The 25,002-nt window shown below is 62.0% G+C and carries 25 protein-coding genes; 14 read left to right on the top strand and 11 right to left on the bottom strand.

Annotation, left to right across the window (positions count from 1 at the left end):
- Positions 1–113: 113 nt before the first annotated feature.
- The 4 genes from Q8L50_RS03985 (at position 114) to Q8L50_RS03970 (ending at position 2,475) form a co-directional block, all read left to right on the top strand.
- Positions 114–524, top strand: coding sequence for a rhodanese-like domain-containing protein (locus Q8L50_RS03985; RefSeq protein ID WP_305347360.1), 411 nt, complete (start codon positions 114–116; stop codon positions 522–524).
- A gap of 41 nt (positions 525–565) precedes the next feature.
- Complete coding sequence (gene grxC / locus Q8L50_RS03980) at positions 566–823, top strand: glutaredoxin 3 (protein WP_305347359.1); 258 nt, start codon at positions 566–568, stop codon at positions 821–823.
- A 104-nt stretch (positions 824–927) separates the two neighbouring features.
- Positions 928–1,395, top strand: coding sequence for a protein-export chaperone SecB (gene secB / locus Q8L50_RS03975; RefSeq protein ID WP_305347358.1), 468 nt, complete (start codon positions 928–930; stop codon positions 1,393–1,395).
- Between the two features lie 39 nt (positions 1,396–1,434).
- Positions 1,435–2,475 (top strand): NAD(P)H-dependent glycerol-3-phosphate dehydrogenase, encoded by a 1,041-nt coding sequence (locus Q8L50_RS03970; RefSeq protein WP_305347357.1) that lies wholly within the window; start codon positions 1,435–1,437, stop codon positions 2,473–2,475.
- Between the two features lie 266 nt (positions 2,476–2,741).
- On the opposite strand, the gene Q8L50_RS03965 is transcribed toward Q8L50_RS03970, so the two are convergent.
- Positions 2,742–4,280, bottom strand: a complete 1,539-nt coding sequence (locus Q8L50_RS03965) for a wax ester/triacylglycerol synthase family O-acyltransferase (protein ID WP_305347356.1) — start codon at positions 4,278–4,280, stop codon at positions 2,742–2,744.
- A 128-nt stretch (positions 4,281–4,408) separates the two neighbouring features.
- On the opposite strand from Q8L50_RS03965, the gene Q8L50_RS03960 reads away from it, so the two are divergent.
- The gene (locus tag Q8L50_RS03960; protein WP_305347355.1) at positions 4,409–4,663 is read left to right on the top strand and encodes an acyl-CoA-binding protein; all 255 of its coding nucleotides are present in this window, start codon (positions 4,409–4,411) and stop codon (positions 4,661–4,663) included.
- Between the two features lie 182 nt (positions 4,664–4,845).
- On the opposite strand, the gene Q8L50_RS03955 is transcribed toward Q8L50_RS03960, so the two are convergent.
- Positions 4,846–5,472 (bottom strand): cyclopropane-fatty-acyl-phospholipid synthase family protein, encoded by a 627-nt coding sequence (locus Q8L50_RS03955; RefSeq protein ID WP_305347354.1) that lies wholly within the window; start codon positions 5,470–5,472, stop codon positions 4,846–4,848.
- 14 nt (positions 5,473–5,486) lie between these two features.
- Here Q8L50_RS03955 and Q8L50_RS03950 point away from each other — a divergent pair, with 14 nt between their 5' ends.
- Positions 5,487–5,813: a helix-turn-helix domain-containing protein gene (locus Q8L50_RS03950; RefSeq protein WP_305347353.1), complete on the top strand. Its 327-nt coding sequence runs from the start codon at positions 5,487–5,489 to the stop codon at positions 5,811–5,813.
- A gap of 234 nt (positions 5,814–6,047) precedes the next feature.
- Here the strand turns inward: Q8L50_RS03950 and Q8L50_RS03945 are convergent, their stop codons facing one another.
- The 5 genes from Q8L50_RS03945 to Q8L50_RS03925 all read right to left on the bottom strand — a co-directional run bounded on the left by Q8L50_RS03945 (position 6,048) and on the right by Q8L50_RS03925 (position 11,809).
- Complete coding sequence (locus Q8L50_RS03945; RefSeq protein ID WP_305347352.1) at positions 6,048–6,872, bottom strand: SDR family oxidoreductase; 825 nt, start codon at positions 6,870–6,872, stop codon at positions 6,048–6,050.
- Between the two features lie 218 nt (positions 6,873–7,090).
- Positions 7,091–8,296 (bottom strand): CaiB/BaiF CoA-transferase family protein, encoded by a 1,206-nt coding sequence (locus Q8L50_RS03940; protein ID WP_305347351.1) that lies wholly within the window; start codon positions 8,294–8,296, stop codon positions 7,091–7,093.
- Positions 8,293–8,628, bottom strand: coding sequence for a polyhydroxyalkanoic acid system family protein (locus Q8L50_RS03935; RefSeq protein WP_305347350.1), 336 nt, complete (start codon positions 8,626–8,628; stop codon positions 8,293–8,295). The genes Q8L50_RS03940 and Q8L50_RS03935 overlap by 4 nt, the downstream gene beginning before the upstream one ends.
- A complete protein-coding gene (locus Q8L50_RS03930) occupies positions 8,621–9,712 on the bottom strand; it encodes an aminopeptidase (RefSeq protein WP_305347349.1) in 1,092 nt (363 codons plus the stop codon). Before Q8L50_RS03930 ends, Q8L50_RS03935 begins: the two co-directional genes overlap by 8 nt.
- Positions 9,713–9,718: 6 nt before the next feature.
- On the bottom strand, positions 9,719–11,809 hold the full coding sequence (locus Q8L50_RS03925; RefSeq protein WP_305347348.1) for a molybdopterin-dependent oxidoreductase: 2,091 nt from the start codon (positions 11,807–11,809) through the stop codon (positions 9,719–9,721).
- 74 nt (positions 11,810–11,883) lie between these two features.
- Here Q8L50_RS03925 and Q8L50_RS03920 point away from each other — a divergent pair, with 74 nt between their 5' ends.
- Complete coding sequence (locus Q8L50_RS03920; protein WP_305347347.1) at positions 11,884–13,014, top strand: ABC transporter substrate-binding protein; 1,131 nt, start codon at positions 11,884–11,886, stop codon at positions 13,012–13,014.
- 131 nt (positions 13,015–13,145) lie between these two features.
- Positions 13,146–14,276, top strand: a complete 1,131-nt coding sequence (locus tag Q8L50_RS03915) for an ABC transporter substrate-binding protein (RefSeq protein ID WP_305347346.1) — start codon at positions 13,146–13,148, stop codon at positions 14,274–14,276.
- Between the two features lie 53 nt (positions 14,277–14,329).
- Here Q8L50_RS03915 and argE read toward each other — a convergent pair whose 3' ends face one another.
- Positions 14,330–15,517: an acetylornithine deacetylase gene (gene argE / locus Q8L50_RS03910; protein WP_305347345.1), complete on the bottom strand. Its 1,188-nt coding sequence runs from the start codon at positions 15,515–15,517 to the stop codon at positions 14,330–14,332.
- Between the two features lie 39 nt (positions 15,518–15,556).
- Here argE and Q8L50_RS03905 point away from each other — a divergent pair, with 39 nt between their 5' ends.
- Genes Q8L50_RS03905 through Q8L50_RS03880 form a run of 6 tightly spaced genes read left to right on the top strand, consistent with a single transcriptional unit; the run spans position 15,557 to position 21,962 of the window.
- Positions 15,557–16,486: a decaprenyl-phosphate phosphoribosyltransferase gene (locus Q8L50_RS03905; RefSeq protein ID WP_305347344.1), complete on the top strand. Its 930-nt coding sequence runs from the start codon at positions 15,557–15,559 to the stop codon at positions 16,484–16,486.
- Positions 16,486–17,439, top strand: coding sequence for a lysylphosphatidylglycerol synthase transmembrane domain-containing protein (locus Q8L50_RS03900; RefSeq protein ID WP_305347343.1), 954 nt, complete (start codon positions 16,486–16,488; stop codon positions 17,437–17,439). The genes Q8L50_RS03905 and Q8L50_RS03900 overlap by 1 nt, the downstream gene beginning before the upstream one ends.
- Positions 17,440–17,445: 6 nt before the next feature.
- Positions 17,446–18,987 carry a glycosyltransferase family 39 protein gene (locus Q8L50_RS03895; RefSeq protein ID WP_305347342.1) on the top strand — a complete coding sequence of 514 codons (1,542 nt, stop codon included), beginning with the start codon at positions 17,446–17,448 and terminating at the stop codon, positions 18,985–18,987.
- Between the two features lie 11 nt (positions 18,988–18,998).
- Positions 18,999–19,628 (top strand): HAD-IB family hydrolase, encoded by a 630-nt coding sequence (locus tag Q8L50_RS03890; RefSeq protein WP_305347341.1) that lies wholly within the window; start codon positions 18,999–19,001, stop codon positions 19,626–19,628.
- Between the two features lie 34 nt (positions 19,629–19,662).
- Positions 19,663–20,859 carry a M20 aminoacylase family protein gene (locus Q8L50_RS03885; RefSeq protein ID WP_305347340.1) on the top strand — a complete coding sequence of 399 codons (1,197 nt, stop codon included), beginning with the start codon at positions 19,663–19,665 and terminating at the stop codon, positions 20,857–20,859.
- Complete coding sequence (locus Q8L50_RS03880) at positions 20,856–21,962, top strand: M14 family metallopeptidase (protein ID WP_370869746.1); 1,107 nt, start codon at positions 20,856–20,858, stop codon at positions 21,960–21,962. Before Q8L50_RS03885 ends, Q8L50_RS03880 begins: the two co-directional genes overlap by 4 nt.
- An 85-nt stretch (positions 21,963–22,047) precedes the next feature.
- On the opposite strand, the gene Q8L50_RS03875 is transcribed toward Q8L50_RS03880, so the two are convergent.
- The 3 genes from Q8L50_RS03875 to Q8L50_RS03865 form a co-directional block, all read right to left on the bottom strand.
- Entirely contained in the window at positions 22,048–22,821 is a 774-nt protein-coding gene (locus Q8L50_RS03875) for a hypothetical protein (protein WP_305347339.1), read from the bottom strand.
- A 26-nt stretch (positions 22,822–22,847) separates the two neighbouring features.
- On the bottom strand, positions 22,848–23,516 hold the full coding sequence (locus tag Q8L50_RS03870; RefSeq protein ID WP_305347338.1) for a TetR/AcrR family transcriptional regulator: 669 nt from the start codon (positions 23,514–23,516) through the stop codon (positions 22,848–22,850).
- 78 nt (positions 23,517–23,594) lie between these two features.
- The gene (locus Q8L50_RS03865; protein WP_305347337.1) at positions 23,595–24,851 is read right to left on the bottom strand and encodes a patatin-like phospholipase family protein; all 1,257 of its coding nucleotides are present in this window, start codon (positions 24,849–24,851) and stop codon (positions 23,595–23,597) included.
- Between the last annotated feature and the right edge of the window lie 151 nt (positions 24,852–25,002).

Genomic DNA, 25,002 nt, shown 5'->3' with positions numbered 1-25,002 from the left:
AAAGGAGGATTTCACAGGTGTGAAAAAGCCCGATTAATGCTGCCGCGCTGCCGCCATTCTAAAATCACTCCCTAACCTGCAACCAAACCGCCCAAAACGAAGAAGGACCCACAGTGAAATTTCTCATCGACAACTGGATGCTCATCGGCATTGCCCTGGCGTCCGGGGGCATGCTTTTATGGCCGCTGATCTCCAGCGGCATGGCGGCCGGCTCGCTCAGCGCCAGCGGCGCTGTGCAACTGATCAACCGCGACAAGGCTGTGGTGATTGATGTCAGCGAGGCTGAGGAGTTTGCCACCGGCCACGTGGGCGGCGCCAAAAACCTGCCCTTGAACCAGCTGGAAGACCTGCTTCCCGCCACAGTGAAAAACAAAGCCTTGCCGCTGATTCTGGTGTGTCCCACCGGCGCCCGCGCCAATCGCGCGGTGGCCATGGCCAAAAAACTCGGCTACGAGCAGGCTCAATGCATGGCTGGCGGACTCAAATCCTGGAAAGAGGCTAACCTTCCGCTGGAGAAGGCGTAGTTTCCCTCTGCTGTTTTTCCTGACCTGACCCGGAGATGTTGATGCAAGCCGTGAAGATGTACCTGACCGCATCCTGCCCCTACTGCCTGCAGGCCAAGCAGTTGCTCAAGCAGCGCGGCGTGACTGAGATCGAGGAAATCCGTGTGGACACGCAGCCCGATGCGCGCCAGACCATGATGGAGATCACCGGGCGCCGCACGGTACCGCAGATTTTTATCGGGCAAACCCACGTGGGTGGCTGTGATGACCTGATGGCGCTGGACGGTAAAGGCGGCTTGCTGCCGCTGCTTGCCGCTTGAGTTGTTGACCGCCGGAAGCGTCCGTCAGGAAGCGAACACGGATAATCGCCAGTTGCCGCTGTCCACTCAGCGGTTTTATTTTTCAAGTAATTCGAAAGACCCCCATGGCCGAAGCCAACCTTGACCCTGTTTTCCAGATCCAGCGCGTTTATCTCAAGGACGTGTCGCTGGAGCAGCCCAATTCGCCGGAAATCCTGCTCAACCAGGAGCAGCCCGCTGTCGATATCCAGCTCGGCGTGGAAGCCACGCCTATCGCCGACGGCCTCTACGAAGTCAGTGTCACTGCCACCGTACACACCAAAATCGAAGACAAGACCGTCTTCATGGTCGAGGCCAAACAGGCCGGTATTTTCGAGATTCGCAACATGGCGCCTGAGCAGCTCAACGCCGTGTTGGGCATTGCCTGCCCGCAGATTGTTTACCCCTACCTGCGCGGCAATGTGGCCGACGTGATCCAGCGGGGCGGTTTTCCGCCGGTCAACCTGGCCGAAATCAACTTCCAGTCGATGTTTGAGCAGCAGCAGGCCGCCGCAGCTTCGGCTGCGCAGGAAGCGCCGCAAATCGTCGTTTAAGGCCAGCTCTGTGCGGCTCTGTGCAGCTTGTCCGGCGCCATGAAGATCGCCGTCATCGGGGCTGGCGCCTGGGGCACGGCGCTGGCTGTCAGTGCAGCCACCACCGACCTTTCCGCGCCCCGGCATCAGGTGACATTGTGGGCGCGTGACGCTGCCCAGCTTGCGCTGCTGCAGGCGCAGCGCAGCAACAGCCGTTACCTGCCGGGCATCAATTTCCCCAATGCCCTGGCTCTGGCGGGTGGCTCCGATGCCTCGCTGGACGCGCTGCTGGCAGGCCCGGACCTGATCGTGGTCGCGACACCCATCGCAGGCCTGCGCGGCTTGTTGCAGCGCATGCAACAGGTCAACGTGCCGGTGGTCTGGCTGTGCAAGGGTTTTGAAGCGCCACAGGCCGGCGGCGCCACTTCTTCAATGCCTTTTGGGCTTCTGGCCCACGAAATACGTGCGCAAGCAGCTATCAATTTAAGAGCGGGTGCACTCAGCGGGCCCAGTTTTGCGCAAGAGGTGGCGCGCGGCCAGCCGACTGCGCTGGTGGCCGCCAGCGAACATGCCGACGTGCGGGAGGCGCTGGTAGCGGCTTTTCACGGCCCTGCCCTGAGGGTGTACGCCAATGACGACATTGTTGGTGTGGAAGTTGGCGGCGCTGTGAAGAACGTGCTGGCCATTGCCACTGGCCTGTGCGACGGGCTGAAGCTGGGCCTGAACGCCCGGGCCGCGCTGATCACCCGCGGCCTGAGCGAAATGACGCGGCTCGGGCTGGCCCTGGGGGCGCGCGCCGAGACCTTCACCGGCCTGTCGGGCCTCGGCGATCTGGTGCTGACAGCCACCGGTGACCTGAGCCGCAACCGGCAGGTGGGCCTGCTGCTGGCGCAGGGCCACTCGCTGGAGCAGGCGGTGGCGTCGCTTGGCCACGTGGCCGAAGGCGTGTATTGCGCCCGCACGGTGGTGCAACGCGCGCGCGGGCTGGGTGTGGAGATGCCGATCTCCGAAGGCGTGGTCGCCCTGCTGGACGGGCAGATGAAACCTGCCGAGGCAGTGGCGGCGCTGATGGGGCGGGATCCGGCGGCTGAATTGCGGTAGGGACTTGTCGAAGGCTGGAAGCCTTCTTTGCTTCGACCACCTGCTGTTCGCCAACAAGCCGGGGGTTGCCCGGCGGCAACTCACTTTTCTTTTGGCGAAGCAAAAGACAAGTGAGTCGCCCGCCGGGGCGAGACCCGGCTTGTAGGCACACTCCAACAGCACGGGTTATCCAACAGGGCTCCAGAACAACTCCGAGTCAACAACCAATTGCTATCAATTAAATAGCTGATCACGCCCGTCGAATTAGGGCAAAACCCCTGAAAGCCTCAAGGGGTCGGCCCTTCATCCCCCCATGGCAACATCAGCGTCACGATGGACAGCTTGGCAAACTCCGGCACAAACTCGTCAATGATGCGCTGCGGCTCCGGGCACAGGGTGCTGTCGGTGATCACGCCAAACTGCACGCCGCCGCCGTAACTCAGGATGGACACCCCCAGCCCGACACTGCCGGATTGCGGCACCCAGAACATGCTTTGCTCCAGCGTGGCGCCGCAGAACTTGAGCTTTTCGCGCGGCCCCGGCACATTGGTCATGACTGCCGTGGTTTTTTTCGAGAACAGGTTGAGCATCGCGTCTTGCGCCGGCTTGATCAGCAGGCCGGCAACCGCCAGCAAGCTGAAGGCCAGCAGTGGCTGGTAACTGCCCTTGAGTGCCGCCATGCGCCGTCGCACTTCGTACACACGCTCGATGGGGTTGTCGACCCCGACCGGCAGCACCAGCGGTACCAGGCCAAAGCGGTTGCCCAGCTTGTAGGCCTGCTCGATGGGCCGCAGGTTCACTGGCACCATGGCGCGGATTTCCTGACCCGTCACGTCGTCGCCGTGCGACTTGAGGTATTCGCCGATCGCGCCGGCCACGCAGCTGAGCAACACGTCGTTGATCGAGCAGTTCAGCGCCTTGCCAACCGCCCGAACGTCATCGAGCGGAATCGGCTGGCACCAGGCAACCTTTTTGGTGGTGCCCGGTTGGCCCTTGAGCCGCGTTTTGGAGTCGTCGGGCATCAGGGCCAGCGCCGCGCTGTCCTTGAGCACCTGCAGCAGCACCTTGGCCATGTCCAGCGAGCCGGCCATGCCTTTTTGGGGATCACTCAGCAGGTTCAGTGAACGCACCGCGCCGTCACCCGCGGCTCCCAGCGCCTTCACAGTCAGGTCGGTGAAGGGTTTGAGCAGGGTCTCGGCAATCCAGTCCTCGGCGCCGCCGCTGCTTTCTTTTTTACGTCGCTCTGGGGGGGGCGCTCCGCCATCAACCAAGGACATGGTCACCGAAATCAGCGCAATGCCGTCGGCAATGCAGTGGTGGATGCGCACAATCATCGCGCTGCCCTTGATACCGTCGGGGCCGGTGTAGTCTTCGACCAGGTGGATTTGCCAGAGGGGCTGCTTGCGGTCCAGCGGCTGCATGGCCAGTTCGGCCACTCGGTCCTGCAGCACCTCCTGCTCATGGCCCTTGGACGCTTTGGGCAGCTTCTCGGCAATGAGGTGGTTTTTAAGATCGAAATTCCGGTCATTGACCCAGGTGGCGCCAGCGGTGTCTTCAATCACCCGCTGCTTGAAGCGGGCGTATTTGAGCAGGCTGTTTTCCAGCCGCTCGGCCACGGCGGCATAACTCACGCCTGGCTGCAGCGACCAGACGCCGACGATCATCATGAGGTTGGACGGTGTGTCCATGCGCAGCCAGGCGGTGTCCACCTTGGTCATGCGCTCGCCCGACAGACCCAGCGTGCCAGAGACCGCGCGCGTCACGTTTTTTTGTACATTTTTCGCGACTTTTTTGCCCGCTGCCTGGGCCGAAACGCGTGTGACCATGAAAACTCCGTTGACTGATTCTTGCCTCCGATGGAGGTGGGCCCCTATTCTGCAAGCAACGGGGTGGCTAAGATACTGGGCAGTTACCCGAATCCATTTCAACAGTCCCAACCTTACGGAGCAACTTCATGTCAGACCTCAAAGCCGCCTTCGACAAAGCCATGGCCGATTCCAAAAACCTCAGCGAGCGGCCCGACAACGCCACCCTGCTGAAAATCTACGCGCTCTACAAGCAGGGCAGCAGCGGCGACAACGCCGACAAGAAACCCGGCTTTGGCGACATGGTGGCCCGCGCCAAGTGGGACGCGTGGAACGGCCTCAAGGGCACGTCGCAGGAAGATGCGATGCAGCAGTATGTGGATTTGATTGCGTCATTGGGCTGACACTTATCGAGGGATATCGGTCCCCAGCCCTTATGGAATAAGCGCAAGCAGCTATTAATAACGTAGCAAATACAGGTTCAGGCGAAGGGACTTGGCGCTGCTCAAGGGTTGATAAATGCTTTGCCCATCCAGCACACCCAGCGTCGCGTCGACAGCGCTGGTTCAGCGCGCATCAGGCGTGTTTACGTTGCAATGGCCTGGTCATTCCGCCCACGGTGCTTGCGGGCAACCAGTGTGGCAAAAGCCTTGTTGGTGCCACCCGGCGCGGCGAAGTCGCTGAACTCTGAGTGAAGAATCTCCCACCCCTCGAAGCGAGTCTCGATTTCGGCGCGTGAGAAGAGGCAGTACCCTTTGACATCGAACATGTCCAGGTAGCTGGTGCCTTCGATCAGGACATTGACCACCGCTATGCCACCTTCGCGTACGTGGGCCTGCAGATGGGCCAGCGCCTTGAATGCCGTCGGACAGTCGAAGAACATCAGCAGTCCGATGCAGACGATCGCATCGAAGTCTTCATTCAGCACGTAGTCCCGCAGGTCGGCCACCAAGGCCTCCACGGGCAATGTATCAAGGGCTGCGCGCCGCTGAATGTGGGCGATGGCAGCCGGACTGGCGTCCAGCGCCAGTACAGAGCAGCCGCGCTCGGCGGCGGCGAAGGCCAGGTTGCCCAAGCCACACCCGTAGTCAAGTACCCGACCTTTCAGATACCCGATGGCGAGCTGCTCAAACGGATTGAGCGTGTTTTCGCCCAACGCCGCCTGTTTCTGAAACTGCTGGTCGAAGAACTCAATACTGCGGTTGGCTGGCATGGTCGGGTCTTTCGATGGGGTCCTTCAGACGTACTGGGCGGGCCTGCAACTATAGTCCGCTTGTTCGTGAGGCAACCTCCTGGGGCTCGGTTGACGAGCGCCTGGGCTACCGCAATTTCCCGTCTTACATCAACGAATACCGCTTGCAGGAGATGGCGGCCCGCCTGCTGGAGCCGTCGCTGGACAGGCGCTCCCTCCTGACCCTTGCCCTGGAGGCGGGCGTTGGCTCGATCGGCCCGTTCAACCGGGCTTTCAGGAGTGCCCATGGCATGACGTCAAGCGAGTTTCGCTCTTGGCGTGTGGCGCCTGCTGTCGCGGATGCCGGCGAAAACCGGACTTGACCCGGCGTGGTGGCCAGGCTCCTGGAGCGTTGGTTGACTGATCCCGCGCTGGGCCAAGCTAGCGACCTTGTTTTCAGGGAACTGGGCTTGAGCCGGGCGCAGATTCAGGGCTTGAAAGACAAGCGCATCGTGCCAGTATGTGGATTGGATTGAGTCGTTGAGCTGAGCGCTGACCGCAGGTCGGGACTTGATCGCCTGCGGCCAGGGGTCCAGCGCTGCACGCCAGGCGCGAAGTCAGATCCGGTCGAGACGTTCTTTGGCTACGGCAGCCCGGCTGATTTTTTCAACGAGCGCCGGAAACAGGCGGCCTATCCGCCATGCAAGACGCGCGCGCCCTGGCAAAACAATCACCGAAACATTACGTTCGATGGCTGCCAGTGTTTCTTCGGCACACTTTTCCACTGCATAGGGCGGTCCAGCCAGGGTCGTCAGAAAACGGCGCATGTCCGGCGCCCAGGGGATCGGAATGTCTTTGGGATTCTCGGCGTCGAGGATTGGGGTTTCGATGGCGGCGGGGCACAACACGCTGACCTTCACTCCCTTGAGCGCCGCCTCAATGCGTAGGCTTGTGGACAGGCCGACTACCGCGTGTTTGCTCAGGGCATACGGCGCCAGCAAAGGCGCTGGCCCCACCCCTGCCAGCGAAGCCGTGTTGATGATGTGACCATACCCCTGCTTGAGCATGATGGGGTAGGCCGCGAGTACCCCATGCAGTACGCCATGAACATTGATATCGATCACGCGCCGCCATGCGGCCAGCGGAATCTCATTGGTTTCTCCAGCGACCGCAATACCCGCGTTGTTGAACAGGAAGTCCAGGTGACCCTGTGCGTGGACATATTGCTCAATGCACGCTTGCACCGCATCGGCCTGGCGCACATCGAGCAAGGCCGCGCTCGCCTTGTTGCCGCATTCGGCGGCTACCTTTTGTGCACCGGCAAAATCGATATCCGTGACCAGAACGCTTGCTCCGCGCCGGGACATGGCCAAGCTCAACGCTCGACCGATGCCTGAAGCGCCCCCGGTCACAACCGCAGTCATTTTTTGCCAGTCAGTCATTCGAGTCCTCCTGTGTTTTTGAGCGGCATGCTGTCGCGGCGTGATTCTAGAGGGCTCTGAGGGACGAATGCAAGCCGTCAGCGCGTTGCGGGGTCTGTGAGGGATGACCCGCAGCGGAGGCTACAGCCCAGGTTTGCCAATACGCCCGCAGGGAAAAGGCCAATGCGTTCTTTGGCCCAGAGCGCGGCCAGCATGTGACAACGCCGCGTCAGCGCGCATCAACCCAAAACCCCACGCTCCCTCAGCGCGCCGATCTGCGCCTCCGTCAACCCGACTTCACGCAGCACCGCATCGGTGTCCTGACCCAACGCGGGCGCATTGCGACGATGGCTGCCGGGGGTGGCTGAAAGCTTGGGCACAAAGCCCGGCACGGCCAGCGCGGAGCCGTCGTCCATCTGCACGGTTTGCAACATGCCGCGTGCGGCGTAATGCGGGTCGGTGGCGATATCGGCCACGGTGTAGATTTTTCCAGCGGGGACTTGCGCCGCCTCCAGGGCGGCCAGCACCTCAGCCACCGTCAGCGTGGCGGCCCACTTGCCAATGGCTTCATCGAGTTCTTGCACGCGTGCCACGCGGCCGTCGTTGCCAGCCAGCGCGGGATCGGCTGCCAGGTCAGGCCGGCCTATGCACAACATCAGCCGTTTGAAAATGCTGTCACCATTGCCGGCGATCAGCGCATAAGCGCCGTCGCTGCAGCGGTAGGCATTGGTCGGTGCAATGCCGGGCATCGCGCTGCCGGCCGGGCCGCGCACCGCGCCAAAAGCGCTGTACTCGGGCAACAGGCTTTCCATGCAGTTGAAGACGGCTTCGTACAGCGCCACATCAACCACCTGGCCCTGGCCGGAGGTGTGGCGGTGCTGCAGCGCCAGCAAGATGCCGATCACGCCATGCAGCGCGGCCAAGGTGTCGCCTATGCTGACGCCGACGCGCACCGGCACCCGTCCCGGCTCGCCGGTCAGATGGCGCAGGCCACTCATGGCTTCGGCCACCACGCCAAAACCGGGCCGGTCGCGGTAGGGGCCGGTCTGACCGTAACCACTGATGCGAAGCATGATGAGCCGCGGGTTCAGCGCTTGCAGGACGTCCGGGCCCAGCCCCCAGCCTTCCATGGCGCCGGGGCGGAAGTTTTCAATCAGCACATCGGCGTCGAGTGCAAGCTTGCGCACAATCTCCTGCGCATCGACCTGGCGCAAATCAAGTGCCACACTGCGTTTGTTGCGCGATTGGACCTGCCACCAGACCGAGGTGCCGTCTTTGAGCAGGCGCCATTTGCGCAGCGGGTCACCTGCGCCGGGCGCCTCGATCTTGATGACCTCGGCACCAAAGTCAGCCAGCGTTTTGGCGGCAAACGGCCCGGCAATCAGCTGGCCCAGTTCCAGCACCTTCAGGCCCGCAAGCGGGCCCGGGCTGGCGGCTGCCGTCATTTCGCCGCCGGTTTCTTTTTGGCGGCCGGCGCTTTTGTGGGTGCCGCGCTGATCAGGGTGTCGAGGTTTTTCACAATCTCGCCCTCGATCTTGTCTTTAAAGGCACCCAGCAGAAAACCCAGCTTGGCATCCAGCACAAAGCTGTCTTTGGTCACCTGCAAGGTGCCGCTGACGCCCGAGCGCGTGAAGCTCACTTCATCGGCCGTGGCGCCTTCTTCATAGGTGCAGCTCATATCAAACTTTTCTTCCACCTGCTCGGCCCACTGGAAGGCTGTCTTGCGGGCCTGGGCCAGGCCCATGGTGTGGTTTCTTTCGATATGAATCTCAGCCATGTGGCGTCTCCTTGGGGTTGTTGTCAGTCAGGGCCTGGTGCCGCTGCGCTTTTGGCAGGGTGGCCAGCTTCCTGACCGCATCATAAAACCGTGGCCAGTGGCTGCCTTCGCGTACAAACAGCGCTTCAAAACCGGGCACCAGATCGTCATAGGCGGCCAGCGCGGCCAGCGATGCGTTGTTGGTGCGGGCCACCCAGGGGTCGTAACCAGCGTAGCCGCCCCACGCGGCTTTGAGCTCGGCATAGCGCTGGTGAAAGGTTTGAAGTGCTATTGTTTTCATAGCTACTTGCGCAAGACGGTCATGGGCTGGAGCCGTATTTGACTCATAGATTTCGCTGAGCTCGCGGCGCAGGCCCAGGGTCAGGCTGCGAAACTGCTGGCGCCGTCCGCTGAAGCGGGCGTATTCCTCGCGTGTCGCCGCGCTGCCGTGCCGCGCCAGCCAGCGCGCACTGCCCAGCCGCTCGACCGCCGTGGCAAACGATTCGTTGAATGCCATGTCGTCGGCCACATACACCACCTGGTGCGCCAGCTCATGAAAAATCAACCGCGCCAGTTCACCCTCGGGGTAAGTGATGAAAGTGTTGAGCAGCGGGTCACCGCCGGCCCAGTTCATCCAGCCCAGGGTTGAATAGGCCGGTACGCCATAAACACTCACTTCGAGTCCTTCAGCGCTCAACTGGTCCGCCTCGGCGCGGGCTTCGGCTTCATCAAAATAACCTTTGTAGCCCACGCAACCTGTGACCGGGAAACACCAGGTTTTGAGGGTCAGCGAAAACTCGGGCGCTGCCGACACATTCCACACCACCGCCTTGCGTTTGAGGTCGGCGTAACGCTGGTAGCTGGCGTTGTCGGGCAGGCTGAGTTCGCTCACCGCAAAACGCCGGATTTGCTGCGACAGCGCCAGCCGGGCCTTGAGCTTTTCTGGCGTGTCGGCGTCTTGCAGCCAGTCGTCTACCGGGCGGGCGGCGTTCATGAGGTTCAGGTGCCCGTGCACCGACTGCCAGTAATAGCCCAGGCTGGCGCAGCCGGACAGACCGAGCAGCAAGGTGCCGGCGATCATTGCAGTCAGGCGTGCAAGAGGCATGGCGTCTCAGGGGGCGGCTTGCACTTGCACCAGGCAATCGTAAAACACCGGCCCGCGTCCCAGGTCTGTCAGGTGCTGGCTGGTCAGCTGGTTCACATTGCTGCCGTCCAGGCCCAGTTTGCGCCACCAGACACCCAGGCCGTGGACCACGCCCGGACGCGCGCGGCTGGATACCTCGGCTTTGCAGCGGTAGCTGCCGCGGTGGTTGAACACCCGCACAATGCTGCCGTTGCTGATGCCGCGCGCGGCGGCGTCGTCGGCATGAATCTCCAGCAGTGGCTCGCCTTCGATATCGCGCAGGCTTTTGACGTTGACAAAGGTCGAATTCAAAAAATTGCGCGCTGGCGGCGAAATCATCGCCAGCGGAAAGTCGGTTGAGCTGCCGGCGGATTCATGGTTGGGCAAGTGGTCAGGCAGGCCGTCCAGACCCTGGGCCGCCAGGCGGGCGCTGAAAAACTCGCATTTGCCGGTAGGAGTGGGAAAACCGCCCTCGGCAAAAGGCGCGTCGGGCACAGGCAGGGTCGCAAAACCTTTGTCCAGCAACTGTTCAAAATCAATCTTGTCGCCATCGGAGTGGCTGAAGGCGGCGCGGCACAGGGTCTCATCGTCATCGGCAAAACACGGCTCGGTAAAACCCATGCGGCTGGCCAGACTCCGAAAAATTTCGGTGTTGGGCCGTGCCTGCCCCACAGGCGCAATCGCCGGGCGATTCAGCAACACGTCGGTGTGGCCGTAGGCGCCGTGGATGTCCCAATGTTCCAGCTGTGTGGTGGCGGGCAAAATGAAATCGGCATAGTCGGCGGTGTCGGTCTGGAAGTGCTCCAGCACCACGGTGAACAAATCCTCGCGCTCAAAGCCGCGCACCACCTGGCCAGACTCGGGCGCCACCGCCACCGGGGTGCTGTTGTAAACAATCAGTGCCTCGATCCTGGGGCCAAACGCTGCTGAGCTGTCCCGCAGCAAGTCGTTGCCAATGGTGCTCATGTTGATGGTGCGTGGCTGCCGGCCGGCCAGCAGGTCAGGCCGCTGCAAGGCCGCCCGATTGATGGGGAACATGCCCGAGCTTGACAGCAGCAGCCCGCCAGCGCGGTGTCGCCAGGCCCCCACCAGCGCCGGCAGGCAGGCGATGGCGCGGGCCGCATTGCCGCCGCCGCGTACCCGCTGCATGCCGTAGTTCAGGCGTATCGCCGCTGGCTGCGTGTTGCCATAGTCTTTGGCGAGCGAGCGAATCTGCTCCACCGGGATGCCGCAAACCTCTGCTGCGCGTTCTGGCGGCCAGAGCAAGGCTCGTGCTTTCAGCGCGTCCCAGCCAACGGTGTGTTTGGCGATGTAGTCGTGGTCCAGCCAGTCGTGCACGATCAACTGGTGCATCAGCGCCAGCGCCAGTGCCGCGTCGGTGCCGGGCCGCAGCGCGATGTGTTCATGACATTTGTCGGCGGTTTCGGTTTTGCGCGGATCGATACACACCACCCGGGCACCCGCGCGTTTGGCCTGCTGCACATAACGCCAGAAGTGCAGGTTGCTGGCTACGGAGTTGCTGCCCCAGATGATGATCAGGCGCGATTCGGCAAAAAACTCGACCTTCATGCCGACCTTGCCGCCCAGGGTCTGCGTCAAGGCCTCGCCACCGGCGGTAGAGCAGATCGTGCGGTCCAGCAACGAAGCGCCCAGCTTGTTGAAAAACCGCGCTGCGATGCTTTCGCTTTGCACCAGCCCCATGGTGCCGGCGTAACTGTAGGGGACGATGGCCTCGGGGTTGCGCGCTGCAATGGCTTGCAGCCGCCGGGCGATCTCATTGAGTGCGCTGTCCCAGCTGACTGGCTCGAACTGGCCCGAACCCTTGGGCCCTACGCGCCGCAGCGGCTGCAGGATGCGCTCCGGGTGGTAGCTGCGCTCGGTGTAACGCGAGACCTTGGTGCAGAGCACGCCGCCGGTCTGCGCATGATCGGGGTTGCCCTGAACCTTGACCGCCACGCCGTCTTCCACGGTGGTCAGAAGCGCGCAGGTGTCGGGGCAGTCGTGCGGACAGGCGCCGCGCACCGTGGCGCTGCCTGACACGAAACTGACGCTAGGGGAGATGCGGATGGCGGATGGCATGAATAGGAACTATATTTTCTTTACAAGGAGACAGGCCTGAATGGCCCCACTGAGGGCCGCTCGGTCCAACCATTATGAAAACAATTCAAACCCTGGGTCAGACACTGATCGTAGCGGCCCTGTTGCTGGCAGGTGCGCAAGGCCACAGCCAGGACGGGGTGAGCAAGACCACCATTGTGCTGGGACAGTCGCTGGCGCTGACCGGGCCGGGTTCTGCACTGGCCCAGCCGTTTCACGAGGGCGCCAAACTGTATTTTGACCGCTTGAACGCCAGCGGAGGTGTCAACGGTCGCAAGATTGATCTGGTCACGCTGGACGATCAGGGCAACCCGGCCAATACGGCGGCCAACGCCAAAAAGCTGCTCGATCAGGGCGTGCTCTCGCTGTTCGGTTTTTACGGCTCGCCCCAGGTGACAGCGGCCTATCCGCTGATCAAGGACGGCGACGTCTTGCTGTTTGCGCCCATGTCGGCGGCCGACGAATTCCGGGGCGGCATGTATACCAACATCTATTCGCTGCGTCCGGGCTATTCAGAAGAAGCCGCCGCCATCACCAAACATGCGGCGACCCTGGGCACGCGCAAGCTGGCCATCCTGCACGCCAGCGACGGTGAATCCCTGGCGGCGCTGGATTCGGCCGAACGCACCATGACCAGCATGGGCGCCAACCTGTTGGTCAAGTCTGCGATCAACAGCGGCAGTGTGGCCAACAGCGTAGACAAGGCGATGGCGGCAAAGCCGGAGTCCATTCTGGTGATCAGCGACTTTTCGGTGGCTGCCAACGTGGTGCGCGAGTTGCGTGCCAAGGGGTTCAGAGGGCCGATCTACGGCTTTTCCAACACCGGCGAGAGCCTCCTGGCCGAGCAACTGGGCCCGGCCGGCGCGGGTGTGGTGGTGGTGCGTGTCGTGCCCAAAAGCGATGGGTCGCGGGTGGCCGTTGTGCGTGAACTGCAGGCCGATGCCGCCACCGCCAAGCTGGGCAAACCCAACGTGTACATGCTGGAAGGTTATATCGCTGCCCGGGTGTATGCAGAGGCCTTGCGACGCATCCCCAAAGATCCGACGCGGGCCAAGCTCAAGAAAGCAATTGAGGGGCTGGACGAAGTCAGTGTGGGCGGGTTTCGCGTTCATTTCACCGAAGACCGCGTCGCGTCCAAGCTGGTGGAGCTCAGTTTGATCGACTCGCAGGGCCGGGTGCGCGAGTAGAAGCATTACTACTGAGGCCGGTTTTCGGTTGAATGTGGGAGAGAACCTGATGGATATCAGTCATGGTTCTGGCTATGGTGTTACCCAATGGAGGCAACCGCCGCCATCAACCACTTTTCAGGGAAACACCAGTGAAAACATCCCATCCCCTGAGGCAAACCCTGGCGGCGGCGGCTTTGCTGCTGGCCAGCGCTGTCAGCTTTGGCCAGAACGGCGTGAGCAAGACCACGATCGTGCTGGGGCAGTCCCTGCCTCTGACCGGTCCGGGTTCGGCGCTGGCCAAACCCTTCCATCAGGGGGCCAAGATGTACTTTGACCGCGTCAACGCGGCCGGCGGCATTCATGGCCGCCAGATCGAACTGGTCACCCTCGATGACGAAGGTTACGCCGCGACCTCGGCGGCCAACACGCAAAAGTTGCTCGGGCAGGGCGTGTTTTCCCTCTTTGGTTTTTATGGCTCGCCCCAAGTCACCATGGTTTACCCGCTGATCAAGAACAGCGAAACAGTTCTGTTCGCGCCCATGGCTGCCGCCGATGAATTTCGGGGCGCACAGTACCCCAACATCTATTCGCTGCGCCCCGGTTATTCGGAAGAGGCCGCAGCAGTGACAAAACATGCTGAAACCGTGGGGGCCAGAAAATTTTTCATCCTTTACGCGGGCGACAGCGAGTCCCAGGCGGCGCTTGATTCGGCCACGCGGGTCATCACCAGTCTGGGCGGTAATTTGCTGGGTAAAGACACCCTGGGCTCGGCTGGGCTGGCGGCCACGGTAGACAAAGTACTGGCGGCTCGGCCTGAGTCGGTTCTGTTGATCAGTGATTCCGTTGCCGCTGCGCCTGCGGTGCGCGCTTTGCGTACCAAGGGATTCCGAGGGGCCATTTACGGTTTTTCCAACACGGGGGAAAGCCTGCTGGCCGAGGAACTTGGCCCGGCAGGTGCCGGCGTGGTGGTGGTGCGCGCAGTGCCAAAAAGCGACGGTACCCGCGTGGCGGTGGTGCGCGAGTTGCAAGAGGACGCGGCGGCTGCGAAGCTGGGCAAACCCAATGTTTACATGCTGGAAGGCTATATTGCCGCGCGGGTGTATGCCGAGGCATTGCGGCGCGTCGGCAAAGACCCTACGCGGGCCAAACTCAAAAAGGCGATTGAAGGGCTGGACGAGGTCAGTGTTGGCGGCTTTCGCGTTCATTTCACCGAAGACCGCGTGGCCTCCCGCCTGGTTGAACTCAGTGTGATTGATTCGCAGGGCCGGGTCAGGGAGTAAAAAGGCGGTCAGGGCGGCACGCCTTGCACGACCGATCCGACCGGAATTTGCGCTCAGGCCAACGCGTCACTCACCGCCAGACCACGCAGAAAGGCCTCGCAGCGCGCCAGCTGTTCCAGACTCACGAACTCGTCGGGCTGATGCGCCTGCGTGATGCTGCCGGGACCGCAGACCACGGTAGAGATGCCGGATCTCTTGAAGATGCCGGCCTCGGTGCCAAACGCCACCTGTGTGGTGCGTGCTTCGCCGCTCAACCGCTGTGCCAGTCGTGTCACGGCGTCATCGGCCGAGCCGAGAAAACTCGGCACTTCGCAAATCGTCTCGAAACGGAACCCCGCCTCAGGCGCTATCTTTTTCATAGCTGGTTCTGCCCGTAACGCATAGGCCAACACCTCTTTTTGCATAGCCTGCGCGTCGGCAGTTGGCAAATCACGAAATTCATACCGGAACTCGGCATCACGAGGCACCACGTTGTCGGCAATGCCCCCATGGAACTGGCCGACGCTGGCAGTGCTGAAGGGAACGTCAAAACCTTCGTAACGTGGTTCGTCGCGCTCAAACCCCTCAGCCATGTCGCGCAGTTTGCCGACCACGCGCGCAGCCATCTCTATGGCGTTGACCGATTGGGGGGTCAGTGAGGAGTGTGCTTCCTTGCCGCGCACGCAACATTTGTAGCGGTATACACCCTTGTGGGCAATCGCCGGCACCATGCTGGTGGGCTCGCCCACGATGCAGGCCAGTGGCTGGATGCCGGCGTCTTTCATGTCGGCGATCAGCTCCTTCACGCCGAAGCAACCGACTTCCTCGTCGTAGCTGAAGGCCAGGTGAATCGCAAAAGGCGCGGGAGCGTTGAGAAAGGTGTCGGCCTGGGCCAGCGCCAGCGCAATAAAACCCTTCATATCGGCGCTGCCGCGGCCAAACAGTTTGCCGTCACGCACCGTGGCCGACAGCGGATCGACCGACCATTCCTGGCCGTCCCAAGGCACGGTGTCGGTATGGCCGGAGAGGATCACACCCGACGGTTTGCCCTCCCCCAGCGTAGCGAACAGGTTGGCCTTGGTCTTGCCGGCGTTGAAGGTCAGGCGGCTGGTCACGCCGGACTTTTTCAGTTCGTCGCGGATGAAGTGAATCAGCTCCAGGTTGGAATTACAGCTGACGGTATTCATGCGGACTAGGGTCTGCGCCAACGCCAAGGCGCGGTCAGACAGAACGGTCGGGGACAGGGTGGGCGTAAAAGTCATGGCTGATTCTGGCTCAACCACAGCCAGACTGGGGCGGTTATGCTTGAACCCGACCGCGTCAAGGTGGTCTATGCTCGCATCAGCCCGACCCCAACCCCATCACCGCTTCCGCCCATGCGTCTATTGCTCAGCCTCGTTGCCTTGATGCGACCCCACCAATGGTTAAAAAACGCCTTTGTGTTTGCCGGCCTGGTATTCAGCGAGACCTGGGGCGATGGGCCGATGATCGTCAAGGTGCTCAAGGCTTTCGGGGCATTTTGCTGCTTTTCGAGCATGGTTTATATCTTCAATGACTGGCAGGACCGCGCGAGCGACGCGCGGCATCCGGTCAAGCGGCTGAGGCCTCTGGCCAGCGGCGCCGTGCAGCCGCTGCCTGCCTTTCTGCTGGCGCTGCTGCTGCTGGGAGGGGGGCTGGCGCTGGCCGCCGGAAACCTGTCCCTGCTGCTTCTGCTGGGTATTTACCTGGTGCTGAACCTGGCGTATTCCTGGCGCCTCAAGCAGGTGCCGGTGGTGGATGTGTCCATTCTCGCTTCGGGCTTCATGCTCAGGCTGCTGGCCGGCACCATGGCGGTGGGTATTCCGCCTTCGCGCTGGTTGTTGCTGGCCGGCTTGTTCATCGCGCTGTTTCTGGGTTTTTCCAAACGCAAGGCCGAAAGTTTTCATGACCAGGCCGACCAGCGCGCCGTACTTGAGCACTACCCGCCGGCTCTGCTCGACATGTTCATGGCTGTGACCATGACCGCCAGCCTGATGACCTACGGCCTGTTTGCCACCAGCCCGGAAGCGCAGCAGCAGCACGGCAATCGCCTGGTGTACAGCGTGCCGATTGTGGTTTTTGCCATGCTGCGTTATGCCTACCAGGTGCACAAGGGGCGCGGTGAAGATGTGTCGCGCGACCTGTTGCGCGACCCCTGGATATTGCTGGCCCTGGCGGTCTGGCTGCTGATATTTCTGGGGCGCCGTTTCTGATGCGGCAGCCCCGGCCCGGGCCCGCTGCTGCTCCGGTCGTACGCCTGCCGCTCAAGCCTTTGCTGCTGGTTCTGGCGACTGCCATCACGGTTTATGCGGTGGTGCTGGCGGTCTTCGGCGAAGGTAGCGCCCTGGCAAGCCTGCAGCGGCTGGGCTCCTGGGCGGGCCTGCAGGCGCTGGCCCTGTGTCTGCTGAACTACCTGCTGCGCGGCCTGCGCTGGCGGCGCTGGATGGCGCACTTCGGACGGCCGCTGGGCCTGATCGAAGGGCTGCGCCTGTACCTGGCGGGATATACCTTCACCCCCACACCGGGCAATATCGGCGAGGCGGCGCGCGGGCTGCTGCTGGCACGCCAGCCCCTGAGCAGCACGCAAAGCCTGGCGATGTTTGGTGCGGAACGTCTGGCTGACCTGTTTGTCCTGCTGTTGATGGCTTTGCCGGTGGTCTGGTACGTGTCAGGCGCAGGCGGCTCTGGCACTGCTGCGCGCCTGGCGCTGGCGCTTGGGTTGCTTGTCCTCGCCTTGCTCGTGCTGCTTTGTCTGTGGATGCAGTTCCGGCTGCGGCTTTTGCGGCGCTTGCCCTGGCTGGATGGGGCCTGGCGTTGCCTGGCGATCCAGCCAGCGGCCTGGCTGGGCTTGACCGGGGTGGCGTGGGCCGCGCAAGGGGTGGCGGTCTGGTTGCTTTGTCGTGATGCAGGACTGTCCATCGGTGTGGTGCAGGCAGCCGGGTTTTACGCGGTGGCCATGGTGGGTGGGGCCTTGTCGCTGTTGCCAGCGGGGCTGGGTGGCACCGAGGCCCTGCTCACCGGGCTTTTGGTGCTGCACGGTGCCAGCACTGCGCAGGCTGTGGGCATCACCGTGCTGGTGCGGCTGGCAACGCTCTGGTTTGCGGTGGCCATTGGCGCGCTGGCGCTGGTCTATAGTGCCGCCATTCGGGACATCAGTTTCAGGTAGTTTTTCATGCGCAACAGTGCTCCTGCCTTCGGGCTTTTTTCATCCTCCCTCTCGCGTTGGCTGCTTGCAGCGGGCGCGCTGTCGCTGATCCTGCGGCTCTGGATTTCGGTGAGTTTTCCCATCACCGGTGACGAGGCTTTTTTCTACTGGTGGGGGGTCTATCCCGATTGGGGTTATTACGACCACCCGCCCATGGTCGGCTGGCTGATTGCGCTGATGCGTGCCGCGCTGGGCGACAGTATCTGGGCCATACGCCTGCCTGCCGTGTTGTTGCCGCTGGTGCTGGGTGGCCTGCTGGCCTGGGCACTGAGCCCGCTGGACCGGGTGCGTGCCGCATGGGCGGTGCTGTTTTTCTGGTTGGCACCGATCAACTGGCTCAATGTGCTGATCACCACCGACACGCCGCTGATGGCCTGGTCGGTGCTGTCGGTGGCGCTGCTGCTGCGCGCCGACAGGCGCGAGGAAATGGACCGCACCGCCTGGCTGCAGTACGCTCTGGCCGGCCTGTTCCTGGGGCTGGCTTTTTTATCGAAGTATTTCTCGGTGGTGCTGGGTCTGACCTATATGATTTACTTTGCCGTCTACCGGCGCGAGCGCTGGCCGGCTTTGGCGCTTTTGGTGCTGTGTGCGCTGCCCGGCCCGGCGATCAACATCGCCTGGAACATGTCACACGGCTGGTCGAACATCATGTTCAACATCTACAACCGCAACGAAAGTGCAGCGTTTGCCTGGAACAAACCGCTGCTCTATGCAGGCATGCTGCTGTATCTGGCCACGCCGGTGGCCGCCTGGCTGGCTTGGACGCAGCGCGGCGCGCTGGCCGCCGCCTCGCGCCAGCAACGGCTGCTGGCCTGCGTGGTGCTGGTGCCCTTGCTGTTTTTTGCGCTGCTTTCGCTCAAGAAGGTGGTCGGCCTGCATTGGGTGTTGTCGTTTTACCCCTTTGGTTTTGCGCTGCTGGCTTTTGCCTTGCCCCAGAATAAGCTCAAGACCTGCGCGATCGGCATGGCGGTATTTGCCGCGTTGCATGTGCTGGTGGTGGGCGGTTTGTACGCCAGCTCGCTGGACAACTGGAAAACAACCAAGCTCTATCCCCAAATCATCCGCAGCTACAAAACCAGTGAAATGCTGCAACAGGTGGTCAGCCCCGGTGTGGTGCTGATGGCCAGCGCTTACACACCCGCTGCCATATACGGGCATGCGCTGCGGCAGTACGTACCGGTATTCGGGCCCGGTAATTTCCACGCGCGGCAAGATGACGTGCTGGTCGATTTTTCGCTGTACCAGGGCAAAACCCTGCGCGTCATCCGCATGGACCAGCCGCTGCTGGAGGAGTACCGGCCCTACTTCGACAGCGTGCAGGTGCTGAGTTTTTCGCAGGATGGCGTGCCTTTTTATGCGGTCGAGGGCCGGGGCTTCAACTACGCGGCTTATAAAAACGGCGTGCTCGCCACCATCCATGACCGCTACTACAACATTCCCAACTGGCTGCCGATGACCGGCTGCCCGTTTTGCGAGCGTCTGTGTGGCCAGGTGCGATGTACGCGCTAGAGGAGAAGGCGTTGCCTGAGGTCGCCGCGTTTGACTTTGACGGCACCTTGACCCGGCGCGACACCTTGCTGCCCTATCTGCGTCGCGCCCTGGGCTGGCCGCGATTTTTGCTGGCGGTGCTGCAAAGTGCGCCCTGGCTGGCGGCTTATGCCTGTCGCCTGATCAGCAACCACAGGGCCAAGGCGCGCCTGCTTCGGGTCAGCCTGCGCGGAAGAAAGACGGCTGAAGTAGTTCACTGGACCGAAGATTTTGTGAAAAATTATCTGCCGGCGCAGTTTCAGCCTGAGGCATTGGCCAGATTGCGCTGGCATCAGCAGCGCGGCGACTGGTGCGTGATGGTGAGTGCTTCTCCCGGCATCTATCTGCACCGGGTGGGTCAAGACCTGGGCCTGCACGCGGTGCTGTGTACCGAGCTTGCTGAAGAGGGCCATGCGCTCACGGGAAGCATGTTGACCCGCAACTGCCACGGCCCGGAAAAAGTGCTGCGCCTGCAAGCCTGGCTGGCTGACTCACCTGCCGTCGCAAAACCCGTGGTGCTGCATGCCTATGGCGACTCGCCGGGCGACATCCCCCTGCTAAATCTGGCAGACTATGCTCACTATCAAGGTCGCCCGTGGGCCCGAAAAACATCCGGCACATGAAGGATGCGGCGGGCCTCATCATCCAAAGGTTTTCATGAAAATCATCGACTCCATCGTCACCCAGGCCGCCGGCATTGCTGCTGTGCGCCGTGACATCCACGCCCACCCCGAGCTGTGTTTCCAGGAAGTTCGCACCGCCGATGTGGTGGCGCAGAAGCTTACTGAGTGGGGTATTCCGATTCACCGCGGCATGGGCACCACCGGCGTGGTCGGCATCATCAAGAATGGCACGTCCAGCCGGGCGATTGGCCTGCGCGCCGACATGGACGCCCTGCCGATGCAGGAGTTCAACACCTTTGAACACGCCAGCCAGCACGCCGGCAAGATGCACGCCTGCGGCCATGACGGCCACACCGCCATGCTGCTGGCTGCAGGACAGCATTTTGCGAAGAACCGCAACTTCGACGGCACCGTGTACCTGATTTTCCAGCCGGCAGAAGAAGGCGGCGGCGGTGCGCGCGAGATGATCAAGGACGGCCTGTTCGAGAAATTTCCCATGGACGCGGTGTTTGGCATGCACAACTGGCCGGGCACACAGGTCGGCAAGTTTGCGGCCAGTACCGGGCCGGTGATGGCTTCGAGCAATGAGTTCAAGATCACCATCCGCGGCAAGGGCGGCCACGCGGCCCTGCCGCACAACGGCATTGACCCGGTGCCGGTGGCCTGCCAGATGGTGCAGGCTTTTCAGACCATCATCAGCCGCAACAAGAAGCCGGTCGATGCGGGTGTGATCTCGGTCACCATGATCCATGCCGGTGAGGCGACCAACGTGATTCCGGACAGCTGTGAGCTGCAGGGCACGGTGCGCACCTTCACGCTGGAAGTGCTGGACATGATCGAAAAACGCATGCAGCAGATCGCGGAGCACATCTGTGCAGCGCATGACGCCCAGTGTGAATTCGAGTTTGTGCGCAACTACCCGCCCACTATCAACCACGCGAAAGAAACGGAATTTGCGCGCAAGGTCATGGCCGAGATCGTCGGTGCCGACAACGTGATCGAGCAGGAGCCCACCATGGGCGCGGAAGATTTCTCTTATATGCTGCAGGCCAAACCCGGGAGTTACGTCTTTATTGCCAATGGTGACGGCGCGCACCGCGAAATCGGCCACGGCGACGGACCCTGCATGTTGCACAACCCGAGTTATGACTTCAATGACGACCTGATCCCGCTGGGCGCCACTTTCTGGGTGCGCTTGACCGAAAGCTGGTTGACCCAGGGTGCTGCATGACTGGCGTGTCGGGCGTTGCAGAGACTTTTTCTGCCAGCTATGCCGAGGCGCGTGCCAAGTTTCTCCGGGCCGCTGCTGCGGCTGGGCTGAAGGTTGACTCTCGCCTGCACCCTGAGCGCGGGCAGGAAGGGGAAGAGCTGGCGATGGATGTGGTGCTGGACGGCTCCGCCGATGCCAGCGCGCTGCTGGTAGTGAGCAGTGCCTGCCACGGCGTAGAGGGGTTCTGTGGCTCGGGCGTCCAGGTGGCTGCATTGCAGGATGAAGCCTGGCGGGCCAAGGCCAAAGCGGGGGGTGTGTCGGTGTTGTATGTGCACGCGCTCAATCCCTATGGCTTTTCGCACGTCCGGCGCGCCACACACGAAAACGTCGATCTGAACCGCAACTTCCACGACTTCTCCAAGCCGCTGCCGGTCAACACCGCTTACCGTGAGCTGCAGCCGCTGCTGTTGCCTGAAGTCTGGCCACCCAACGAAGCCAACGGGGCGGCAACGGACCAGTACATCAGCGACAAGGGCATGGACGCCTACCAGGCGGCGATTACGCGCGGCCAGCATGAGTTTCCCGAGGGACTCTTTTTTGGCGGCACGGCGCCGACCTGGAGCAACCGCACTTTGCGCCAGGTGTTTCAGTCCTATGCGGGCAAGGCAGAGCGCCTCGCCTGGATCGATATTCACACTGGCCTGGGCCCCAGCGGCTTGGGTGAGCGCATCTGTGCCTGTCGCGATGACCCGGCTGCGCTGGCCCGCGCGCGGGCCTGGTGGGGTGGTGGCGGCGCGACACCGGTGACCTCCATCTACGACGGATCGTCCAGCTCCGCATTTTTGACCGGACTGATGTGGTCGGCGATTTACGATGAATGCCCCGATGCGGAATACACCGGCATTGCCATGGAATACGGCACTTTGCCGCCGTTTGAGATGATGCAGGCCCTGCGTGCCGAACATTGGCTCAACATTCACCGCGGTGCGCGGCCTGCGCTCGCGGCACAGATCAAGCAGCAGATGCGCGATGCGTTTTATGTCGATACCGACGAGTGGAAAGGCCAGATTCTCAGCCAGGCCCGCCAATCCTTTGTGCAGGCGGTGGATGGCCTGAGCTCATAGCCTTTTTGGCCTGCAGTCCTTACTGGTTGTGCGTGAGCAGCTACTCAATTTATAGCAAATCGGGGGGCGGGAGATTCACTGCCTCTCAGTCTTCCAGCTCGGCTTTGGCCATCTCCACATCGAGCCGCTCCATCGCATCCATGGGGGTGCTGGCGGCGGCCTGCTCGTACAGCTTGGTGGCCTCTTTCATCTTTTTGTCGCCTTCCAGCATGACCATGCCGTTGGCGTATTCAATCATTGCAATGGCCGACCCCGGGTTGAGTTTGAGGGCCTCCTTGAACAGCGACAGGCCCAGGTCTTTTTTGGCACCGTAGGTCATGCCGCCTATGAGCGAGCCGACCTTGTCAATCACCTCGGCGTGAAATGCCGCCAGCGCAATGTGTGCGTCGGCATGTTTGGGTGACAGCTTGATGGCCTGCTCCAGCGCATTTTTGACCTTGCTGCCCAGCCCCTGAGCCAATGCCTTGGCGACACTGATGCCCTGGCCGTAGCGGCCCAGTGCGTAGGCCTGCCAGTAGTAAGCATTGGCATTTTTGGGTTCGGACGCCTGTTGTGCCTCGGCCCGATCAGCGACTTCCATGAAGAGGTCGAGTTTGACCTTCTCTTTGGTTTCCAGGTAGTTGGCGTAGATGCTTGTGGCCTTGTTGGCAATGGTGATGCCGGCGCCGCCGGCCTTGAGCCCGGCCTCGGCGGCCTTCTGGAACTCGCCGTTGTGAAACAGCATCCAGGCCTGCAGTACCGCAGCTTCTTTTGGCAGGGGCTCGCAATCGCCCTGGTGCAGTCGTGCCCAGTTTTTCTTCAGGCTGGCTGCGTCCAGTGTGTAGTCACCGGCGTGGGGAAAGGCTGTCCATTTGGCCATCTTGTGTCTCCTTGAAGGGGTTGTTTTTAGTTGGACTTTGCGGGGCTGGTATAGGCTCCCACCAGCGCCTGCAAATGCATGCGCTGGCCCTGTTCGAGGTAGGGAATCAGGAGGTTCAGTACATGGTGGGCGCCGCGCAGCAATGCCGCCTGCGCGTTTTCCGGCTCCAGTGCGTTGCGCGGGTCGCGCACATACTCGAAGCTCAGCCAGTAAGTCAGCACCACGACCATGCTGGTGGCGGTGGCTTCAACCTCTCGGGAGTCAATGCTGACGGTGCCCGCACGGCTCATGCCGTCGAGCATGGTCTTGACAGAACGTGTCTTGTTTTTCAGTACCCACTGAAAGTGCGTTTCCAGTCTGCGATTTTTGCTGAGCAGGTCGTTCAGGTCGCGGTACAGAAAGCGGTATTGCCAGATCAGCTCGAACAAGGTGTGCATGAAAAACCAGGCGTCCTCCACATCACGCACGCTGTCGCTGGCGTTGAGCAGTTCGCTCAGGGAGCGCTCATACCGGTCAAACAGCGAATTGATCAGCTCGTCTTTGGCCGGGTAGTGGTAATACAGGTTGCCGGGGCTGATGCCGAGCTCGGCAGAAATCAGGGTGGTGGACACATTCGGTTCACCAAAACGGTTGAACAGGTCCAGCGTGACCTCAAGGATGCGTTCAGCGGTTCGGCGCGGCGCTTTTTTCGCCATGTTGTCTACCTCGTATTTTGTATCGACTCTAACCGACTCACAGGGGTGTTGGAAGTAGGGAAGTCGAGCAAGGCCGGATCAGGCCCGGCCCCTGGATGGTGACTGCAGCGAATGGTTCAGGTCTTCCATCATCTCTTCGAGTGAACGCACGGCGCGGCCCAGTCGTGTGGCGGCCGGTGGCTCACTGACCAGATGGCGGCGCGGGTCGTCCAGCACCTGCTGATTGAGCGAGACGCCGTGGCGCGCCAGTTTGGCCGACAGCGTGGTCTTGCGCGACCGCAACATCTCCCGCGTCTTCTGGTAGGCATGTTCTGCCAGCTGGCGCCGCTGCCGGTAGCTGAAGATGTTGGCCAGAAACATGTCTGCATCGCGATGGTCGGGCTCGATCAGCACGATGTCGGTACTGGGGTAGGCATGCTCGTAATGTTTCATGCCCAGTTCCAGCCGGGAGTGGATCATCGAACGAAAGGTCTGGCTCAGTACGGCCGGCAGGCCGCCGTCCACAATGCGCGGTATGGTCTGTCTTTCCCGGGGCAGACCACGTCGCATCACGCGCTGTGCCATGGACAAGTCGGGTACCCGCGTGGCGTCAAACGGCACCAGCGGATTGAGGCACAGCATGAGGTCGATGCCGCCATCCATGGCCACGCCGGCATGCAGCGTTTTCTTCAGTGCACCATCGACGTAATAGTGGTTGTCGATCTCCACCGGCGGAAACAGCCCGGGCAGGGCAGAGCTGGCCTGAACGGCTTTGGAGATGGGCACATGGTCCCAGCCCGGCTGGCCAAAAGGCGCGGCGTCGCCGCTGTCCAGATTGGTGGCCACCAGCGTGAGCCTCGTTTTGAGCTCCCGGAAGTCATTGGTGCGCCCCGGCTTTGAAAACAGAAGGCCGAGCCGCTTGTTCACCTCCTCATTGGAGAAGATGCCTGTGGGTAAAGCTGGCCCCAGTTTTTCAAGTGCATTGAGCAGGTTCTGGCGCCCCACCGTGGCTCGCCACAGGGCGGATGCAGCAAGGCCAGGCAACATGATGGCGCGGCGCAAAAACTCGCCGTAGGCCGGCACCATCAGCCAGGCCGGGTCGAACAGGTCAGACGTCTGGTGGTCGTTCTCGATAAAAGCCGCACACAGCTCGCGCGGTGTCAGGCCGTTGGCCAGGCCGGCTGCGATGAAACCACCAGCGGACACACCCACGTAGTGGTCCAGCCTGGTCAGCGACAGACCCTGCAGCGATTCGTCAAGCGCGCAAAGCGCACCAATTTCATAGATCGCACCCAACGGACCGCCGCCCGCTAGCGCCAGAGCAATACGCGGCTTGGCGGCGGTCCGTTTTGTCATTTTTGCCGAGTCGGCTGGCTGCGCAGCAGCTAGATGACCGCCGCCCGCTAGCGCCAGAGCAATACGCGGCTTGGCGGCGGTCGGTTTCGACCTTGTTTCAGCTGTGGATGGGGCGCCTGGAGGTTTGGCAAGGGTCATGGGTCAAAAGTGT

Origin of the sequence: Polaromonas sp. (assembly GCF_030680935.1) — a bacterium.
In the GTDB taxonomy this organism is placed as follows: Bacteria; Pseudomonadota; Gammaproteobacteria; order Burkholderiales; family Burkholderiaceae_C; genus Polaromonas.
This window is presented reverse-complemented; position numbering and strand designations above follow the sequence as displayed.

Excerpts from the sequence above, each read along its gene's own strand:
- Q8L50_RS03935 (WP_305347350.1), bottom strand. The coding sequence starts at position 8,628 with ATGGCTGAGATTCATATCGAAAGAAACCACACCATGGGCCTGGCCCAG.
- Q8L50_RS03870 (WP_305347338.1), bottom strand. The coding sequence starts at position 23,516 with ATGGCGAAAAAAGCGCCGCGCCGAACCGCTGAACGCATCCTTGAGGTC.
- argE (WP_305347345.1), bottom strand. The coding sequence starts at position 15,517 with ATGACTTTTACGCCCACCCTGTCCCCGACCGTTCTGTCTGACCGCGCC.
- Q8L50_RS03905 (WP_305347344.1), top strand. The coding sequence starts at position 15,557 with ATGCTTGAACCCGACCGCGTCAAGGTGGTCTATGCTCGCATCAGCCCG.
- Q8L50_RS03940 (WP_305347351.1), bottom strand. The coding sequence starts at position 8,296 with ATGACGGCAGCCGCCAGCCCGGGCCCGCTTGCGGGCCTGAAGGTGCTG.
- grxC (WP_305347359.1), top strand. The coding sequence starts at position 566 with ATGCAAGCCGTGAAGATGTACCTGACCGCATCCTGCCCCTACTGCCTG.
- Q8L50_RS03930 (WP_305347349.1), bottom strand. The coding sequence starts at position 9,712 with ATGCCTCTTGCACGCCTGACTGCAATGATCGCCGGCACCTTGCTGCTC.
- Q8L50_RS03965 (WP_305347356.1), bottom strand. The coding sequence starts at position 4,280 with ATGGTCACACGCGTTTCGGCCCAGGCAGCGGGCAAAAAAGTCGCGAAA.
- Q8L50_RS03895 (WP_305347342.1), top strand. The coding sequence starts at position 17,446 with ATGCGCAACAGTGCTCCTGCCTTCGGGCTTTTTTCATCCTCCCTCTCG.
- Q8L50_RS03925 (WP_305347348.1), bottom strand. The coding sequence starts at position 11,809 with ATGCCATCCGCCATCCGCATCTCCCCTAGCGTCAGTTTCGTGTCAGGC.
- Q8L50_RS03920 (WP_305347347.1), top strand. The coding sequence starts at position 11,884 with ATGAAAACAATTCAAACCCTGGGTCAGACACTGATCGTAGCGGCCCTG.
- Q8L50_RS03880 (WP_370869746.1), top strand. The coding sequence starts at position 20,856 with ATGACTGGCGTGTCGGGCGTTGCAGAGACTTTTTCTGCCAGCTATGCC.
- Q8L50_RS03875 (WP_305347339.1), bottom strand. The coding sequence starts at position 22,821 with ATGGCCAAATGGACAGCCTTTCCCCACGCCGGTGACTACACACTGGAC.
- Q8L50_RS03885 (WP_305347340.1), top strand. The coding sequence starts at position 19,663 with ATGAAAATCATCGACTCCATCGTCACCCAGGCCGCCGGCATTGCTGCT.
- Q8L50_RS03960 (WP_305347355.1), top strand. The coding sequence starts at position 4,409 with ATGTCAGACCTCAAAGCCGCCTTCGACAAAGCCATGGCCGATTCCAAA.
- secB (WP_305347358.1), top strand. The coding sequence starts at position 928 with ATGGCCGAAGCCAACCTTGACCCTGTTTTCCAGATCCAGCGCGTTTAT.
- Q8L50_RS03950 (WP_305347353.1), top strand. The coding sequence starts at position 5,487 with ATGGGGTCCTTCAGACGTACTGGGCGGGCCTGCAACTATAGTCCGCTT.
- Q8L50_RS03945 (WP_305347352.1), bottom strand. The coding sequence starts at position 6,872 with ATGACTGACTGGCAAAAAATGACTGCGGTTGTGACCGGGGGCGCTTCA.
- Q8L50_RS03955 (WP_305347354.1), bottom strand. The coding sequence starts at position 5,472 with ATGCCAGCCAACCGCAGTATTGAGTTCTTCGACCAGCAGTTTCAGAAA.
- Q8L50_RS03970 (WP_305347357.1), top strand. The coding sequence starts at position 1,435 with ATGAAGATCGCCGTCATCGGGGCTGGCGCCTGGGGCACGGCGCTGGCT.
- Q8L50_RS03865 (WP_305347337.1), bottom strand. The coding sequence starts at position 24,851 with ATGACAAAACGGACCGCCGCCAAGCCGCGTATTGCTCTGGCGCTAGCG.
- Q8L50_RS03900 (WP_305347343.1), top strand. The coding sequence starts at position 16,486 with ATGCGGCAGCCCCGGCCCGGGCCCGCTGCTGCTCCGGTCGTACGCCTG.